Origin of the sequence: Rhizobium centroccidentale (assembly GCF_030182565.1) — a bacterium.
GTDB lineage: Bacteria > Pseudomonadota > Alphaproteobacteria > Rhizobiales > Rhizobiaceae > Rhizobium.
Map to the genome: position 1 here is coordinate 37644 of NZ_JAQJCG010000032.1, position 15369 is coordinate 53012.

The window sequence follows — 15369 nt, forward strand, 5'->3', positions numbered from 1 at the left end:
GGCCGCATTCGATAACTTTCCTTTCCCTTTCCTTTTTGTTAGTCCGAAGCTGGATCAAGGGGGAGAAAATCGGAATGACGAAGACCATACGGCCGCTTCTGGCCGGAAACTGGAAGATGAACGGCACGCGCGCGAGCCTGGATCAGATCAAGGCGATCGCGGACGGCGTCAAGGCGCCGCTGTCGGAGAAGATCGATACGCTGCTCTGCCCCCCGGCCACCTTGCTCTATGTCGCGACCGCGCTCTGCGACGACAGTCCGCTTGCAATCGGCGCTCAGGATTGTCACCAGCAGGTCAGCGGCGCCCATACCGGCGATATTTCGGCCGAGATGATTGCCGATTGCTTCGGTACCCATGTCATCGTGGGCCATTCAGAGCGGCGCAGGAACCATGCCGAAAGCGATATGCTGGTGCGCGCCAAGGCGCAGGCGGCGCACGATGCCGGGCTGATCGCCATCATCTGCATCGGCGAAACGGCTTACGAGCGCAATAGCGGCCAGACGCTCGAGGTGCTGAAGCGGGAACTCGTAGGTTCCATTCCGGATGGCTCCACGGCGCAGACGACCGTGATCGCCTATGAGCCAGTCTGGGCGATCGGCACTGGCGTCGTTCCAACCCAGGAAAACGTCGAGGAGGCACATGCCTTCATTCGCGCCGAGCTTATCGAGCGCTTCGGCAAGGAGGGGGCGAATATGCGAATCCTCTATGGCGGATCGGTCAGCGGCGCCAATGCACGCGACCTTCTGGATGTTCCGCATGTCAACGGTGTGCTTGTCGGCGGCCAGAGCTTGAAAGCCACCGATTTTCTCGCCATTTATGCCGCATTCGAACGGCAGTTCGCCTGAAGCAACAACTTGCCCGGAGTTCCGGCCTTAAAAGGGCTTGGAATAGGCGAGAGCCTCATGTAAAGAGCCGCGAGCTTTTATTTTTGATGCCCGCACCGGGCAGGACTGGATCTATGCAAACCGTACTGCTTGTCATCTATCTCATGATCGTCGTCGCCCTTATCGGCGTGGTGCTGATTCAGCGCTCCGAAGGTGGCGGCCTTGGCATCGGCGGCGGATCGGGCTTCATGTCTGCGCGCGGTACGGCCAATGCGCTGACGCGCACCACGGCCATTCTTGCGGCGCTGTTCTTCGCGCTCGCGCTCGGCATGAACGTGCTATCCCGCTTCGAAGCTCGTCCGACGGATATTCTCAACCGTATTCCGAGCACGGCCGGCCAGGGCAACGGTATCCTCGATTCGCTCGGCGGCCCGAAGGGCGCTGCTCCGGCCACGACCCAACCGAAGCCGGCCGACAATAGCGGTGTGCCGAACAGCGGTGCCGTCGCTCCGCAGTCGCAGGCGACACCGCCTGCCGCGACGAATGAGGCAACTCCTGCCCAGCAGGCTCCGGCCGCAACCGGTCAGCAGACCGCGCCGGCGACGACGACTCCCGCGCCAGCCGACAACGGCGGCGTCCCGACCGGCAAGTAATCCCGGTCGTCGAAGATCATCCCCGGCAGGTCCTCGGATCTGCCGGTTTTGTTTTGTCCATATTCCGCATTCTGTAGCCAAAATTCCGGAAACGAATTTTAGGGCTAGCGGAATCATTTGTGAAAAGGTATCCGGTGACTCCCATGGCGCGATATGTATTCATCACTGGCGGCGTGGTTTCTTCCCTCGGAAAAGGAATTGCGGCTGCGGCTCTCGGAGCGTTGTTGCAGGCTCGTGGTTATCGAGTCCGCCTGCGCAAACTCGACCCCTATCTGAACGTGGACCCGGGCACGATGAGCCCGACCCAGCACGGCGAGGTCTTCGTCACCGACGACGGAGCGGAAACCGACCTCGATCTCGGCCACTACGAGCGCTTCACCGGCCGCTCGGCCACCAAGACCGACAACATCACCACCGGTCGGATCTACAAGAACATCATCGACAAGGAACGCCGCGGCGATTATCTGGGCGCGACCGTCCAGGTCATTCCGCACGTCACCAACGAGATCAAGGATTTCGTGACCGAAGGCAATGACGAGTATGATTTCGTCATCTGCGAGATCGGCGGCACGGTCGGCGATATCGAAGCCATGCCTTTCATGGAAGCGATCCGCCAGCTCGGCAATGATCTGCCACGCGGCACGGCAGTCTACGTTCACCTGACGCTGATGCCCTATATTCCGGCTGCCGGGGAGCTGAAGACCAAGCCGACACAGCATTCCGTCAAGGAACTGCAGGCACTCGGCATTCATCCCGATATCCTGCTCGTGCGTGCCGACAGGGAAATTCCCGAAGCCGAGCGCCGCAAGCTTTCGCTGTTCTGCAACGTGCGGGAATCTGCCGTCATTCAGGCGCTCGATGTTGCGAACATCTATGACGTGCCAATGGCTTACCACAGGGAAGGCCTGGATAACGAGGTGCTGGCCGCCTTCGGCATCGAGCCGGCTCCGAAGCCGCGTCTCGAACAGTGGGAAGAGGTCTGCAATCGCATCCGCACGCCGGAAGGCGAGGTGACCATTGCCATCGTCGGCAAATATACCGGGCTCAAGGATGCCTATAAGTCGCTGATCGAAGCACTGCACCACGGCGGCATTGCCAACCGGGTCAAGGTGAAGCTCGAATGGATCGAGTCCGAGGTCTTCGAAAAGGAAGATCCGGCACCGTATCTCGAAAAGGTTCACGGCATTCTCGTTCCCGGCGGTTTCGGCGAGCGTGGTTCGGAAGGCAAGATCCTGGCTGCCCGTTTCGCGCGCGAGCGCAAGGTGCCGTATTTCGGCATCTGCTTCGGCATGCAGATGGCCGTCATCGAAGCGGCCCGCAATCTGGCGGGTGTCGAACATGCTTCGTCGACCGAATTCGGCCCGACCAAAGAGCCGGTCGTCGGCCTGATGACCGAATGGCTGAAGGGCAACGAGCTGCAGAAACGCACGGCATCCGGCGATCTCGGCGGCACGATGCGCCTCGGCGCCTACAAGGCGGCGCTGAAGAAGGGCACGAAGATTTCGGAAATCTACGGCTCCACCGATATTTCGGAGCGCCATCGCCACCGCTATGAAGTCAACATCGACTACAAGGATAAGCTGGAAGATTGCGGCCTGACCTTCTCCGGCATGTCACCGGATGGCGTGCTGCCTGAGACGATCGAATATGCGGATCATCCATGGTTCATCGGCGTCCAGTATCACCCGGAACTGAAATCCCGTCCCCTGGAACCGCATCCGCTGTTCTCCAGCTTCATCGAAGCAGCGACGGAACAAAGCCGGCTGGTATAGAGCGCTTCACCGAAGTGCTCTACATCTTTGCTTTTACGCAGTTCCGGACGGAAAATCGCTACGCACTTTTCCCGGAACTGCTTTGAGGACTGCAAATCGCTTGCGGTAGTCGCTCGGGCTTACCGCAAGCCTCTCCCGAAAATGATGGCGCATGGTGGCGAGCGATCCAAATCCGCTTGCCACTGCCACATCGTCAAGCGAAATGGCCGCCTGTTTCTCCAGGAGATCGCGAGCACGCCGCAGCCGCTCGCTGAGCAGCCATTCGCCCGGCGCCATGCCGGTGGTCGCCTCGAAACGGCGCTGGAAGGTCCGAACACTCATGCCGGCCCGCGCTGCAAGTGCCGAGATGGGCTGATCTTCCTGCAAACGCTCGCGCATCCATTCAAGCAGGGGGCCCAAACGCGCTCCCTCGCGCTGCCTCAAAACCGGCGTCTCGATATATTGCGCCTGGCCGCCTTCGCGATGGGGCGGAACCACGAGACGGCGGGCGACGCCGTTGGCGACATCCGGTCCGAAGTCCCGACGCACGACATGCAGGCAGAGATCGATCGCCGCGGCACTGCCGGCGGCGGTCAGCACCTTGTCCTCATCGACATAGAGAACATCGGCGTCGACTGATATATCCGGATAGCGCGCCGCAATGGAATCGACATAGCGCCAATGCGTCGTCGCCTTGCGGCCAGCGAGCAATCCTGCGGCGGCGAGGACGGCAACACCGGAGCAAAGCGACATAATGCGAACGCCGCGACGGCTGGCCGCTTGCAGCTGGGCAATCAGCGGGGTAGGGACTGCCGTGCCTATACCACGCCAACCGGGCACGACGATCAGATCGGCATCGGCGATGACCTCAAGGCCATGATCGACCTGTATCGTCAGCCCGCCCCCGGCGCGCAGAGGGCCTTCCTCGATCGCGCAGGCGGAAAAGCGATACCAATCCTCCCCCATCTCCGGTCGCGGCAAGCCGAAAATTTCATAGGCGACGCCGAATTCGAATGTGCACAGCCCGTCATAGACGAGGGTGACAACATGCGGGCCGTGAAGATTGGGGTTACCTGAGTTTGGCATGATATCGACGTTATATGGCATTTCGGCCAATTTCAACCACGGGATCGCTCAGGCATGAATGCACCGAAGCAAAAAGGAGTGTCCATGTCGCTAGTCAGTGAAATCCCCGCCGCAGATCCCAGTCTCGTCGCCGAGCACTATGCCAAGAGGCTTGGCTTCGAAACCGATTGCTCCGACGTCCACCAGTCCATGACATCGGGCAATGTCGATTTCGTCCTGCTCGATGTCCGCGGCCCAGCCATGTTTCAAGAGAAGCATATCCCGGGTGCGATCAACCTGCCGCATGGCAAGATGACCGCGAGGAAGATGGCGGAATGGCCTGACGATACGCTCTTCGTCGTCTATTGCGCCGGGCCGCATTGCAACGGCACCGACAAGGCGGCTTGGCGCCTGGGCATGCTCGGCAAGCGCGTGAAGGTCATGATCGGCGGTATGACCGGCTGGGCCGATGAGGGTTATCCGTTCGAGAAGGGCTGAGCGCGAGGGCAGAGCTGGCATATGCCGGGTCTGCCCGTTTTTGCGACACTGCAAAAAACTTCGGCATCTACGTCATTTACCTGTCGCGCCGCTTTCCTTTCCGTGACACTGTGCGAGTAAGCATAACGGGAACAAAAGTATGATCCTCAATCCATTTGATGATGGCATCGAGCGGCCGAAAGCGAAGATCGCCATCACCTTCACGCTGCTGATCGCTTTCAATATTGCCGCGTGGGCTTGGGCCTGGGTCGCCTTTGAAGACCGCCCGTCTTCGCTCGGCATTGCGCTTCTTGCCTATATGTTCGGCCTACGCCACGCTTTCGATGCCGATCACATCGCCGCCATCGACAATGTCGTACGCAAGCTCATTCAGGAAAAGAAGCAGCCCCATGCCGTCGGCTTTTTCTTCTCGCTCGGTCATTCCTCGATCGTCGTGATCGCCTCGATCCTGATTGCCGCCACAGCCGCTGCCATGCAGAGCCAGCTCGATTCCTTCCACGATATCGGCGGCGTCATCGGTACGACGGTTTCAGCGGTCTTTCTGCTGCTGATCGGCATTGCCAATCTCTTTGTCCTCAAAGGTGTCTGGTCCGCCTTCAGACGGGCGCAGAGGGGTGAGCGGATCGCAGAGGAAGACCTCGACACGCTGCTTGCCGGCGGCGGATTTCTGGCACGCATCTTCCGTCCGATGTTCAAGGTCGTGACGCGTTCCTGGCATATGTATCCGATCGGCTTCCTTTTCGGCCTCGGCTTCGATACAGCAACGGAAATCGGGCTTCTCGGCATTTCGGCCGCTCAAGCCGCGCAGGGCATGTCTTTCTGGACCATACTGGTCTTCCCGGCGCTGTTCACCGCCGGCATGTCGCTGATGGATACGCTGGATAGCACGCTGATGACGGGTGCCTATGGCTGGGCCTTCGTCAAGCCCGTGCGCAAGCTTTGGTACAATCTGACCATCACCGCGGCGTCAGTCGTCGTCGCCGTCTTCATCGGCGGCATCGAGGCCCTGGGGCTGATTTCCGACAAGCTCGGCCTTGAAGGCGGCTTCTGGAGCTTCATCGGCGAACTCAATGACAATCTTGCCAATTTCGGTTTCGCCGTCGTCGGCATTTTCCTGCTGAGCTGGCTGGTTTCGACCGTGCTCTACAAAGTCAGAGGCTACGACAACTTGCAGATCAATCGTTCATGACGCATCATCGTCCCAGGGATCGGGCATACCGTGACTGGAAATCGCCGTCCGCGGCTCCAGTTATAGGCGATGAGGGGCCACAATCATGATCCACACAAGCAATGTTCGCAGCCTGGCGCTGGCAGTAGGCAGCCTATGCATCGTCAGTGCCGGCACGGCTTCCGCGCAAGCCGTCACGAATTGCCCGTTGCAGCCTGCTGTCAGCGCGACGCGCCAGATCTTGAATTGCGAAGCTGGACTTAGCATCATCGTCGAGCGCGGCGCGCACTATCGGCTTGCGGATCGGAACCGTGATGGCCATGTGGATGCTCTTGTGCTCGACGGCAAGGCAGCGTTGATCGATGTGGATGCCGGTCGCGTTCGGGGCGGATTCGAAGTGGTGACGCCACAGGCAATCGCCGCCGTGCGCGGCACGCGCTGGGCCGTCGACGTGAAGCGGGGCAACACGTCCGTGCTTGTCTTGCGTGGCCGCGTCGCTGTCAACAAGATATCGACCGGGCAAGGGGTCACGCTCGGCCAAGGGCAAGGCGTCGATGTCGATCGCAGCCGCTTCCCATTGCGTGTCATCCAATGGGGACAGCCGCGCATAAACGCTCTGATGGCCCGCCTCGGTCAATGAGATCGCGACGCCATGCGCCGACCACCGCTGCAGACGTTGATTGCGCTTCTCTTGACTGCCGTCTGGGGACTGGGCCTCGGCATCGCGCATCTGCGCGGCGACATTCCCTTCGTCGACAACGCTGAAGCGACGCTCACGAACCTCCGCAATACGCTCGGCGGTAGCTTCCAGCCACCCGATCTCGTCACGATCGTTGCCATAGACGATGAGACGTCGCGTATGGCGGGACACTATCCTTTGCCTCGCGCCACGCTCGCCAAAATGATCGATGCCATCGCCGCACTGGGGCCGAAAGCCGTCGCGCTCGATCTGCTCCTAGTCGACGCCGGCGACAATGCCGACGATGCGGCATTGGAACAATCGCTCAAACGGACCAAGGTTGTGCTGGCTGCGGCCGGTATCTTTCCTGAAAGCCGCCAGCGCGTCACGGAAGATAGCAAGGAACCTCTCGCCCGCGTGCCCAGTGCGCTGCAATTCCTCGAACCACAGCAGCGGTTCGCCGATGTCGCAAGCTATGGCATCGTCAATGTGCAGACTGACAAGGCGGGCACGCCGCGTTTCGTGCCGCTGCTGTTTCGCAGCGGCGAGCGGATCGAACCATCCTTTTCGCTGCGTGTCGTTTCCACCGCAACCAACGAGCAGACAACCGTCATCTCCGATCATATCAAGATCGGTGACAGGTCCATCCAGACCGATACCGGCTATCTCATGCCGCTCTCCTTCTACGGCCCGCGCGGCACGATCCGCACCGTCAGTGCCAGTGCTGCGCTCAATGGGCAATTGCCGGAGGCTGCGATCAGGGATCACATCGTCGTTATCGGCGCGACTGTTACCGGCGGTGGCGATGTCTTTCCAACACCCTTCGATCCCGTTCTGCCTGGTATCGAAGTGATCGCGACCTCAATCACGCATCTGATTGCAGGAGACGGTCTGGTGCGCAACCGCAACATTCGCTTCATCGATCTCTATTTCGCCATCGGTTTGCCGCTGCTTGTTGTCGGCCTTCTCTCCTGGCAACGCAGCACCATCGGGCTGATAACAGTCCTCGGCGTCATGCTCATCTGGTTCGCGATCAATGTCAGCGCCTTCAAGCATGGGGTCTGGCTGAGTGCCGCCCTGCCGATTGCCGCGACCATGCCGCCGGCGCTGCTGTTCGGCGCAGCACAGCTTTGGTTCGACCGCAGGCGAGCCACGCGCTTCGCCGAGCAAAGCGAGCTCCTGCAGCGCATCGAGGCGCCCGGCCTTGCCGAACATCTCGCCCGTGATCCCGATTTCCTCGCAAGCCCGGTGCATCAGCAAGCTGCTGTCGTCTTCATTGATATTAACGGTTTCACGGGTCTCAGCGAAACGATCGGCCCGGCTGCCGTACGGGAACTCCTGAATGGCTTCTATAATCTCGTCGAGGAGGAAGTGACTGCATGCGGCGGTGCCATCACCAGCTTCATGGGCGATGGAGCGATGATCCTTTTCGGCTTACCGCAGCCGAAGCCGAGCGATCCCGCCGATGCCGCGCGTTGTTGCATTCGTTTGGCCGAGCGGATGAGAGGCTGGCTCTCGGCGCTGCCGGAGACGGTCGCGTCTCGCATCGGCTTCAAGATCGGCGCGCATTCCGGCACCATCGTCGCCTCTCGGCTGGGTGGTGGAGGTCGCCAGCAGATCACGGCAACTGGCGACACCGTCAACATCGCCAGCCGCCTGATGGAGGTCGCAGCCAGCAATCGCGCCGAAATCGCCATCAGCGACGAACTGCTGCTTTCCGCCGGTCGGGACAGCGCGCCTTTCAGTGAAGGGAGCCTCGATGGCCCGATCGAAACAGGCTTGCGTGGTCGCGCCGGGACCTTGGCCATATGGCTCTGGCGCAGCCGGCCGTGATCAAACCAGCCTCGTTTGTCTGGTTTCATTCGTTCCACATCGGAATGATCGAAATCACCAGCAGGCACGCAAGAGAGATATTGACCACCCGCCACTGCCATGCCGTTTTCAGCAGACGCCCGAGCATCTGCCCGAGAAGGCACCATACGGCGAGCGAGAAGGCTGCAATTAGGCAGAAGGTCAAACCGAGCAGAATTCCAAGTCTGACGGGACTTTCTGTCAACGCAGCGAAAGAAGCGGCAGCCCCCATCGTCATCGCCCAGCCCTTGGGATTGTGCCAGAGCATCCAGACGCCGGCAAGGAAGCCTGTCGGCCTCACCATCTGCCCGGCCTCCTGCGGCTGGCCGCTTCTGCCGATTCGAATAGCGAGCCAGATCAAATAGAGCGAGCCCAGCGTCTTCATGGCAATCTGCAGCATCGGCAAGGCCATCAAAACGCCACTCAGCCCAGCTGCCGCCGCACCGGCCATCGAGCCCAGGCCGAAGGCAAAGCCGCCCATGACCGGTATGGATCGGCGAAAGCCGAAGTGAGCGCCGGATGCTGTCGCAAGCGTGGTCGCACCGCCGGGCGTTATGGTGGAAACCAATGCGAAGAGTATCAGCGGCAGCAGAGATTCGATCGTCATATCCAGCCTTCCTCCATATTGTAGAAAGGCATAGAGGGCGCTCCTACATCACGAAATCGAATATTGAAGGATCAATGCATTAGTATTTATAATGCTGAGATGATCCGAAACTTCGATATAGCCCTCATCAGAACCTTCGCCACCGTTGCCGACCAGGGGAGCATGACGATTGCTGCCAATATGCTGCATATGACTCAGGGCGCCGTCAGCCAGCAGATCAAGCGGCTGGAGGACATGCTCGGCTGTACCCTGTTCGAGCGTGACAGGCGCGGATTGCGGCTGACGGAAGCCGGAGAACGCCTGCGCGGCAATGCCCGCCGCCTGCTGGTCTTGAATGACGAGATCTGGGACGACATGACGGAAAGCACGGTTCGCGGCGGCGTCCGGCTCGGCGTTCCCTATGATCTCGTTGGAGCAACGCTGGCGCCGGTGCTGAAATCCTATGCCGAGCGCCATCCGCAGGTGGAGATTTCGCTGGTCTGCGCTTCATCACCAGAACTGCTGAAAGAGCTGGGGAAGGGAGCTATCGACCTCTGCGTGGCGGAGGAACCATACGGCACGTCGAAGGGTGAATGTCTTGCTGTGGAACGGCTCGTCTGGGTCGGAGCGAAGACCGGCAATGCCCATCGCAAGGTGCCGCTGCCGATCTCGATGGTCGCCGATACCTGTGCCTTCCGATCGTCCGTCTTCGCGGCGCTCGGCAAGGATGGTCTGCGCTGGCGGACGGTTTTCGAGAACGGCAATATCGAGGCGACCACGGCAACTGTGCGTACGGACCTGGCCGTCACTGCCTGGCTCGCTTCGACCGTGCCGGCCGATCTCGATATCCTCACCGTCGAGCAGGGTCTGCCCGAATTGCCGGTCTTTTCGATCAATCTGCATTTGCCGAAAAGTGGCGCGACGCCACAGGCGCTGGAGCTTGCCCGCCATATCCGCGAGGGCATGATGCGGCCGCGCCAATCCGCGGCCGCCTAAGTTCCGTCTTCCGATAGAATGGCTTATGCCGCCTTCGGCAGTGGGCCGACATAGCGCGACTGCGGGCGGATCAAACGTCCGTCAAGCGTCTGTTCGCGGGCATGAGCGATCCAGCCGACCGTGCGGCCGATCGCGAAGACGCCGGTGAAGGAGCTGCGGGGGAAGCCAAGGGCATCGAGCAGCAGGGCGGTGTAATATTCAACATTGACGTCCAAGGGACGATCCGGCTTGCGCTCTTTCAACAGCGTCAGTGCTGCCGTCTCGATCGCTTCCGCCAAGGCGATACGTCCGGCATCTGCCTGTCCGCTGGCAAAGATCGGCTTCAATGCCGTCTTCAGCGCATCCGCGCGCGGATCGCGGACACGATAGATGCGGTGACCGAAACCCATCAGCCGCTCGCCACGATCGAGCGCGTCAGACAGCCATGCGCGGGCATTTTCCGGTTTGCCGACACCGTCAAACATATCGAGGACAGGGCCGGGAGCACCGCCATGCAGCGGGCCTTTAAGGGCGCTGATTGCCGCGAGCACAGAAGAGGTCAGGCCTGCGTGAGTCGACGCGATGACGCGGGAAGCGAACGTCGACGCATTCAAGCCGTGATCGGAAATCGTCACTAGATAGGCATCGAGGCCTGCCGTCTGCTCTGCCGTCGGCATACGGCCTGTCAGCATGCGCAGGATATCTCCCGATTGCGAGAGCGAGGCATCCGGCGCGATCGGCGCGTCGCCCTTCTGCAGCCTTAAGACCGCAGGCAGGAAAACGGCCGGTGCCGCCATCAGGCGGATCGCGGTGGCGAAATCCTCACCGTCGGCCACGCGCGCCAGCAAGGCTCGCACGGCATCCACCGGCGGCAGCGTGAGGACGGCAGCATCGGCAGCCTTCACATGCGCAAAAAGCGCGACGCGAGCCGCGCCGAGTTGAGTTCGGATGGAAGCTGCGTCGATATGTTCGTCAAACAGGCCATCCAGCAACAGCGCCGCAACATCCTCGAAGCGGCTAGTCGCCACCAGATCATCGAGCGACACGCCGCGGATGATTAGGCGACCGGCAGCGCCGTCGACGTCGGACAGCTTGGTTTCTGCGGCAATGACATCTTCAAGACCACTTTTCATTACGGTTCTCCTTTGACTATCCGATTAGATCGGCTCTATTCCTATTGACGTCAATCTTGATGCAATTGATCAATATGAGGACCGATGAGCTGGCTGACGGCGGAGCAGGCGCTGAACCTGCTGGGAACGAAATCACAGACGCTCTACGCCAATGTCAGCCGCGGGCGCATTCGCGCGAAAGCCGATCCCGCGGATACACGGCGCAGCCTCTATTTCGCCGATGACGTCAAACGATTGGCCGCCCGCCATGCCGGAAGGCGCAAGACAGAGGCGGTGGCCGCCGAGGCTATTCAATGGGGCGATCCGGTATTGCCATCGGCACTATCGACCGTTTCGAACGGCAGGCTTTTCTATCGCGGCAAGGACGTGGCGATGCTTGCCGAAAGCGCAAGCCTTGAAGATATCGCGCTGCTGCTTTGGGACATGAAGCGGCCATTGCGATTCGAGCAAAGCGAGACGCGGCAGGAGCCGCCTTCGTTGGACCGCGCATTCTCCATGCTTGCCGAGCGCATAACGGGCGATCTGCCGTCACTGGGACGTTCGCTTCCTGCCCTGCAGAACGAAGCTGAAAGCGTGTTGAGTACGGTGGCCAAAGCACTGGCTCCCGGCCCATGGGATCAGCCGCTGCATCGGCGCCTCGCTACGGCCTGGAACCGTCCGGATGCCGAGGATGTGATCCGCCGTAGTTTCGTCTTACTAGCCGATCATGAGCTGAACGCTTCGACCTTCACCGCGCGGATCACGGCGTCCGCCGGCGCGACATTATCTGCGGCCACTCTATCCGGTCTTTCGACGCTGACGGGGCCGCTGCATGGCGGTGCGTGGCAGAGCGTGCGCACGCTAATCGCGCGGGCAGCCACGACAGGCGTGGATGAAGCGGTCCGCAGCTATCTGGCGGAAGGGCGGCCATTGCCGGCTTTCGGCCATCAGCTTTATCCCGATGTCGATATCCGCGGAGAGGCTTTGCTTGGCTGCTTCACGCTGCCACCGCTTTTCGCCAAGGTTCGCGATGTCGGCGAGCAGCTGATCGGTGAGCGGGTCAATGTTGACTTCGCTTTGACGGCGATGATCCACGCCTATCATCTTCCGGAGGATGCGCCGCTGATCATTTTCGCACTCGCCCGCTCGGTCGGCTGGCTTGCGCATGCCATGGAGCAGGCCACCAGCGGCAGGCTCATTCGGCCGCGTGCGCGTTATGTCGGTCCGCCGGTACCATGATCTCATTCTTACCGAGCGCAGGCGCTTTCTGCTCAACTCACCGGCAGGTGATAAACGGCTTCGACATTGTGGCCATCGGGATCAAGAATGAAAGCGCCATAATAGTTCGGATGATAATGGGGTCGCAGACCCGGAGCACCGTTATCGATGCCGCCGGCGATGATCCCGACCCGATGGAACTCATCGACGAGCCCTCTGTTTGGGGCGGCAAAGGCGATATGGGCGCCTGTTTGCAGAGCACCGCGCTGACCAATCCAGAAGAAAGCCTTCTGGCCGATACCATAACCCGCAAATCTTTCGCCTTCGGCATAAAGACGCTCTATGCCGATAGAGCGCAGTATCGTGTCATAAAAGATCTTCGATCGCTCGAGATCGCGAACCCCGATCGTCACATGATCAAGCACATCACCCTCCAAAAGTGAGATTGAGCTCTACTACCGCTGACCAACGGCGCCTGCGTCGCGGTCGGCAAGCGCGACCCAGCCGATGACGAGTTTGCGGTTGGCAATCAGCCAGATTGTCGCCAGCGCGATCAAACCCACGACGATATTGGCGGCGGCGAAGAGAATGGGGGCAAGTTGCGTGACAGGGCCGACATCGCCGCGTTCGACAAGGCGCATCGGGGCAGTCGCCAGTGCCGTTGCGCCGAAGGTGAAGGCCCAATAGGCGGGGCTGAAGCCCTCCTTCATGATCCAGGGCAGAAGGCGCAACATGATCAGAGCCTGCAGCAGGCCGTAGCCGATCATTGCATGGACGAGCATATCGGGAGGGCCTTGCGTGACGCTTATATAGGCTAGCGCACCAACGGCCGGCGGAGCCAGCTGAATTCCGAGGGTCGGCCTTAGTGGCGGTGCCAGCGCCGGTCCCGTCAGCAGACGATGCAGCAGGGCGGATTCGATGGCAAGCCAGGCGAAGAAGCCGGCGCCGAAGAAAAGCTGCGCCCATTGCGGGAAGCCAAGTGCGGCGCCGACGATGGCGGTCACGAAGCTGCCGGCGACGCTTGGCAGATAGAGCACCGCTGTCGTCGTGGCGATATCGCGCTCGCCCTGCCAGAGCCCTCCGGTACGCCAGACGGAGAAGGCCAGTGTGTAGACGGCGCCGATCAGGAATATGGTTTCGGCGCCGATACGCGAATAAGGCAGGAGGCCCCCGGCCACCAGCATAGTCGCGACCCCGACAAGGCCGATGAAGCAGCATTGGACAGGGTGCGCCACTTCCTTGAATGCCTCCTCGCGCGCCACCATCCATTTCAAAGCGTAGAGCAAGATCAGCATCAGCCAGACGCCTAGCGCCAGAAAGCTCAGCACTTCCCCGACAAGTGCCGGCAGGTGCCAGATACGTGCGCCCACGCGCCAGGCATTGGCGAGACCGGAAAGCCCCAGAACCACACCGAAAAAAGAAGCTGGAACCAGCGGTAATTTCAAAGACGCAGCCATATGCCCCCTTTGACGCCCTATATGAGCGCCGCCCCAAAGAGAATAATGCAAAGAACCCGAGACCGATGCTAAATCATCGATGCGAATGGCAGAGCAAAATACAGCTTTCCTCGAAGCCGGCAAAGCGCGATCATGGTGAAAAGTGGGAGGTTTGACCAAGCGATATCACAGATGCGTGAAGGGGCGAATTTTTCTTCGCTGTCCGGCCTGTGCATAGCTCGCCCGTCATTTGTTCATTGGAAAATACTGCGAAATGTCTCTATTGAACATTCAAACGATTAAAACCGTCCTAGGAGACTGACATATGCAAATCGGAATGATTGGCCTTGGCCGTATGGGCAACAACATGGTGCAGCGCCTGATGAGAGGCGGTCACAGCGCGGTTGTTTTCGATGCGCGTCCGGAAAGCGTCGCGGGGCTTGAGCAGCTCGGCGCCACCGGCAGCAAGTCTCTCGCGGATTTCGTATCGAAACTTGCGAAGCCGCGCGTCGTCTGGCTTATGTTGCCGGCTGCAATCGTCGATCAGGAACTGGCCGCGATCGTCCCGTTGCTGGAAGAGGGCGACATCGTCATCGATGGCGGCAATTCATATTATCACGACGATATCCGCCGTGCCGAAGAGCTGAAGCCGAAGGGCATCCACTATGTCGACGTCGGCACCAGCGGCGGCGTTTTCGGTCTGGAACGCGGCTATTGCCTGATGATCGGCGGCGAGAAGGACACAGTCCAGCATCTGTCGCCAATCTTCGCAACGCTGGCCCCTGGCGTCGGTGATGTCGCCCCGTCGGCAATGCGCTCGGAAGAGGCTGCCAAGAACAGCACGGCAGAGCAGGGCTATCTGCATTGCGGCCCATCCGGCGCTGGCCACTTCGTCAAGATGGTCCATAACGGCATCGAATACGGCCTAATGGCCGCCTATGCCGAGGGCTTCAACGTTCTACGCCATGCCAATATCGGCAAGCAGGACGCCGAGAAGGACGCCGAAACCGCGCCGCTCTCGCATCCGCAGTATTATCAGTATGATCTCGACATCGCTGAAATCTCGGAAGTTTGGCGCCGCGGCAGCGTGATTACCTCCTGGCTGCTCGACCTCACGGCCGACGCGCTGCATGGCGACGCAGCCCTTTCGCAATATGCCGGCCGTGTTTCCGACTCGGGCGAAGGCCGCTGGACGATCTCGGCTGCAATCGACGAAGGCGTTCCGACGCCGGTGCTGAGCGCTGCGCTTTACGGCCGTTTTGCTTCGCGTGGCAATGACGATTACGCCAACAAGGTTCTCTCCGCCATGCGCGCCGGCTTCGGCGGCCACCATGAGAAGCCGGGCAAGTAATCGATCGACACCGATTGGATGAGATATAAGCCGGGTGGGTCAAACCTCCCGGCTTTTGCTTACCTGAATTAGAGCCATGCCGGAAGAAATGCCGACACCGCGGCTAGGAGACCTGTGCGCGGATATTTGTAGACGTATGGAAACATTGATGATTCAATGCCTTTATCGAGAGATAGAGGTTTGTAATGAGCCGTCGCCGGAT

At 60.4% G+C, this 15369-nt stretch carries 15 protein-coding genes; 10 read left to right on the forward strand and 5 right to left on the reverse strand.

Annotated elements, in window-relative coordinates:
• The first annotated feature begins 74 nt into the window (after window positions 1–74).
• From tpiA to PH562_RS28615, 3 genes are all read left to right on the forward strand, one after another.
• Complete coding sequence (gene tpiA, locus PH562_RS28605; RefSeq protein ID WP_092715299.1) at window positions 75–845, forward strand: triose-phosphate isomerase; 771 nt, start codon at window positions 75–77, stop codon at window positions 843–845.
• A 113-nt stretch (window positions 846–958) separates the two neighbouring features.
• Window positions 959–1477 carry a preprotein translocase subunit SecG gene (gene secG / locus PH562_RS28610; protein ID WP_285177131.1) on the forward strand — a complete coding sequence of 173 codons (519 nt, stop codon included), beginning with the start codon at window positions 959–961 and terminating at the stop codon, window positions 1475–1477.
• 134 nt (window positions 1478–1611) lie between these two features.
• Window positions 1612–3249, forward strand: a complete 1638-nt coding sequence (locus PH562_RS28615) for a CTP synthase (protein WP_015339947.1) — start codon at window positions 1612–1614, stop codon at window positions 3247–3249.
• Between the two features lie 33 nt (window positions 3250–3282).
• On the opposite strand, the gene ftrA is transcribed toward PH562_RS28615, so the two are convergent.
• Window positions 3283–4335, reverse strand: a complete 1053-nt coding sequence (gene ftrA / locus PH562_RS28620; protein WP_285177133.1) for a transcriptional regulator FtrA — start codon at window positions 4333–4335, stop codon at window positions 3283–3285.
• 63 nt (window positions 4336–4398) lie between these two features.
• Between ftrA and PH562_RS28625 the strand changes: the two genes are divergently transcribed.
• The 4 genes from PH562_RS28625 to PH562_RS28640 all read left to right on the forward strand — a co-directional run bounded on the left by PH562_RS28625 (window position 4399) and on the right by PH562_RS28640 (window position 8471).
• Window positions 4399–4791 carry a rhodanese-like domain-containing protein gene (locus PH562_RS28625; RefSeq protein WP_285177134.1) on the forward strand — a complete coding sequence of 131 codons (393 nt, stop codon included), beginning with the start codon at window positions 4399–4401 and terminating at the stop codon, window positions 4789–4791.
• Window positions 4792–4930: 139 nt separating this feature from the next.
• A complete protein-coding gene (locus PH562_RS28630; protein ID WP_285177135.1) occupies window positions 4931–5980 on the forward strand; it encodes a HoxN/HupN/NixA family nickel/cobalt transporter in 1050 nt (349 codons plus the stop codon).
• 85 nt (window positions 5981–6065) lie between these two features.
• The gene (locus PH562_RS28635) at window positions 6066–6599 is read left to right on the forward strand and encodes a FecR domain-containing protein (protein WP_285177136.1); all 534 of its coding nucleotides are present in this window, start codon (window positions 6066–6068) and stop codon (window positions 6597–6599) included.
• 12 nt (window positions 6600–6611) lie between these two features.
• On the forward strand, window positions 6612–8471 hold the full coding sequence (locus PH562_RS28640; RefSeq protein ID WP_285177137.1) for a CHASE2 domain-containing protein: 1860 nt from the start codon (window positions 6612–6614) through the stop codon (window positions 8469–8471).
• A gap of 25 nt (window positions 8472–8496) precedes the next feature.
• On the opposite strand, the gene PH562_RS28645 is transcribed toward PH562_RS28640, so the two are convergent.
• A complete protein-coding gene (locus PH562_RS28645) occupies window positions 8497–9096 on the reverse strand; it encodes a LysE family translocator (protein ID WP_285177139.1) in 600 nt (199 codons plus the stop codon).
• A 99-nt stretch (window positions 9097–9195) separates the two neighbouring features.
• Here PH562_RS28645 and PH562_RS28650 point away from each other — a divergent pair, with 99 nt between their 5' ends.
• The gene (locus tag PH562_RS28650; protein WP_208409507.1) at window positions 9196–10071 is read left to right on the forward strand and encodes a LysR family transcriptional regulator; all 876 of its coding nucleotides are present in this window, start codon (window positions 9196–9198) and stop codon (window positions 10069–10071) included.
• A gap of 23 nt (window positions 10072–10094) precedes the next feature.
• Here the strand turns inward: PH562_RS28650 and PH562_RS28655 are convergent, their stop codons facing one another.
• On the reverse strand, window positions 10095–11183 hold the full coding sequence (locus PH562_RS28655) for a citrate synthase/methylcitrate synthase (RefSeq protein ID WP_285177145.1): 1089 nt from the start codon (window positions 11181–11183) through the stop codon (window positions 10095–10097).
• 84 nt (window positions 11184–11267) lie between these two features.
• Between PH562_RS28655 and PH562_RS28660 the strand changes: the two genes are divergently transcribed.
• Window positions 11268–12401, forward strand: coding sequence for a citrate synthase (locus PH562_RS28660; RefSeq protein ID WP_285177146.1), 1134 nt, complete (start codon window positions 11268–11270; stop codon window positions 12399–12401).
• 32 nt (window positions 12402–12433) lie between these two features.
• On the opposite strand, the gene PH562_RS28665 is transcribed toward PH562_RS28660, so the two are convergent.
• Together PH562_RS28665 and tehA are read right to left on the reverse strand one after the other, a co-directional pair.
• On the reverse strand, window positions 12434–12805 hold the full coding sequence (locus PH562_RS28665; RefSeq protein ID WP_285177147.1) for a VOC family protein: 372 nt from the start codon (window positions 12803–12805) through the stop codon (window positions 12434–12436).
• 30 nt (window positions 12806–12835) lie between these two features.
• Window positions 12836–13837, reverse strand: coding sequence for a dicarboxylate transporter/tellurite-resistance protein TehA (gene tehA / locus PH562_RS28670; protein ID WP_285177149.1), 1002 nt, complete (start codon window positions 13835–13837; stop codon window positions 12836–12838).
• Window positions 13838–14141: 304 nt separating this feature from the next.
• On the opposite strand from tehA, the gene gnd reads away from it, so the two are divergent.
• Window positions 14142–15167, forward strand: coding sequence for a phosphogluconate dehydrogenase (NAD(+)-dependent, decarboxylating) (gene gnd / locus PH562_RS28675; RefSeq protein ID WP_285177151.1), 1026 nt, complete (start codon window positions 14142–14144; stop codon window positions 15165–15167).
• The last annotated feature ends 202 nt before the right edge of the window (window positions 15168–15369 follow it).

What these genes read in the sequence shown, in the direction of transcription:
- tpiA (WP_092715299.1), top strand. Translation starts at nt 75, where the DNA reads ATGACGAAGACCATACGGCCGCTTCTGGCCGGAAACTGGAAGATGAAC.
- secG (WP_285177131.1), top strand. Translation starts at nt 959, where the DNA reads ATGCAAACCGTACTGCTTGTCATCTATCTCATGATCGTCGTCGCCCTT.
- ftrA (WP_285177133.1), bottom strand. Translation starts at nt 4,335, where the DNA reads ATGCCATATAACGTCGATATCATGCCAAACTCAGGTAACCCCAATCTT.
- PH562_RS28625 (WP_285177134.1), top strand. Translation starts at nt 4,399, where the DNA reads ATGTCGCTAGTCAGTGAAATCCCCGCCGCAGATCCCAGTCTCGTCGCC.
- PH562_RS28630 (WP_285177135.1), top strand. Translation starts at nt 4,931, where the DNA reads ATGATCCTCAATCCATTTGATGATGGCATCGAGCGGCCGAAAGCGAAG.
- PH562_RS28635 (WP_285177136.1), top strand. Translation starts at nt 6,066, where the DNA reads ATGATCCACACAAGCAATGTTCGCAGCCTGGCGCTGGCAGTAGGCAGC.
- PH562_RS28640 (WP_285177137.1), top strand. Translation starts at nt 6,612, where the DNA reads ATGCGCCGACCACCGCTGCAGACGTTGATTGCGCTTCTCTTGACTGCC.
- PH562_RS28645 (WP_285177139.1), bottom strand. Translation starts at nt 9,096, where the DNA reads ATGACGATCGAATCTCTGCTGCCGCTGATACTCTTCGCATTGGTTTCC.
- PH562_RS28650 (WP_208409507.1), top strand. Translation starts at nt 9,196, where the DNA reads ATGATCCGAAACTTCGATATAGCCCTCATCAGAACCTTCGCCACCGTT.
- PH562_RS28655 (WP_285177145.1), bottom strand. Translation starts at nt 11,183, where the DNA reads ATGAAAAGTGGTCTTGAAGATGTCATTGCCGCAGAAACCAAGCTGTCC.
- PH562_RS28660 (WP_285177146.1), top strand. Translation starts at nt 11,268, where the DNA reads ATGAGCTGGCTGACGGCGGAGCAGGCGCTGAACCTGCTGGGAACGAAA.
- tehA (WP_285177149.1), bottom strand. Translation starts at nt 13,837, where the DNA reads ATGGCTGCGTCTTTGAAATTACCGCTGGTTCCAGCTTCTTTTTTCGGT.
- gnd (WP_285177151.1), top strand. Translation starts at nt 14,142, where the DNA reads ATGCAAATCGGAATGATTGGCCTTGGCCGTATGGGCAACAACATGGTG.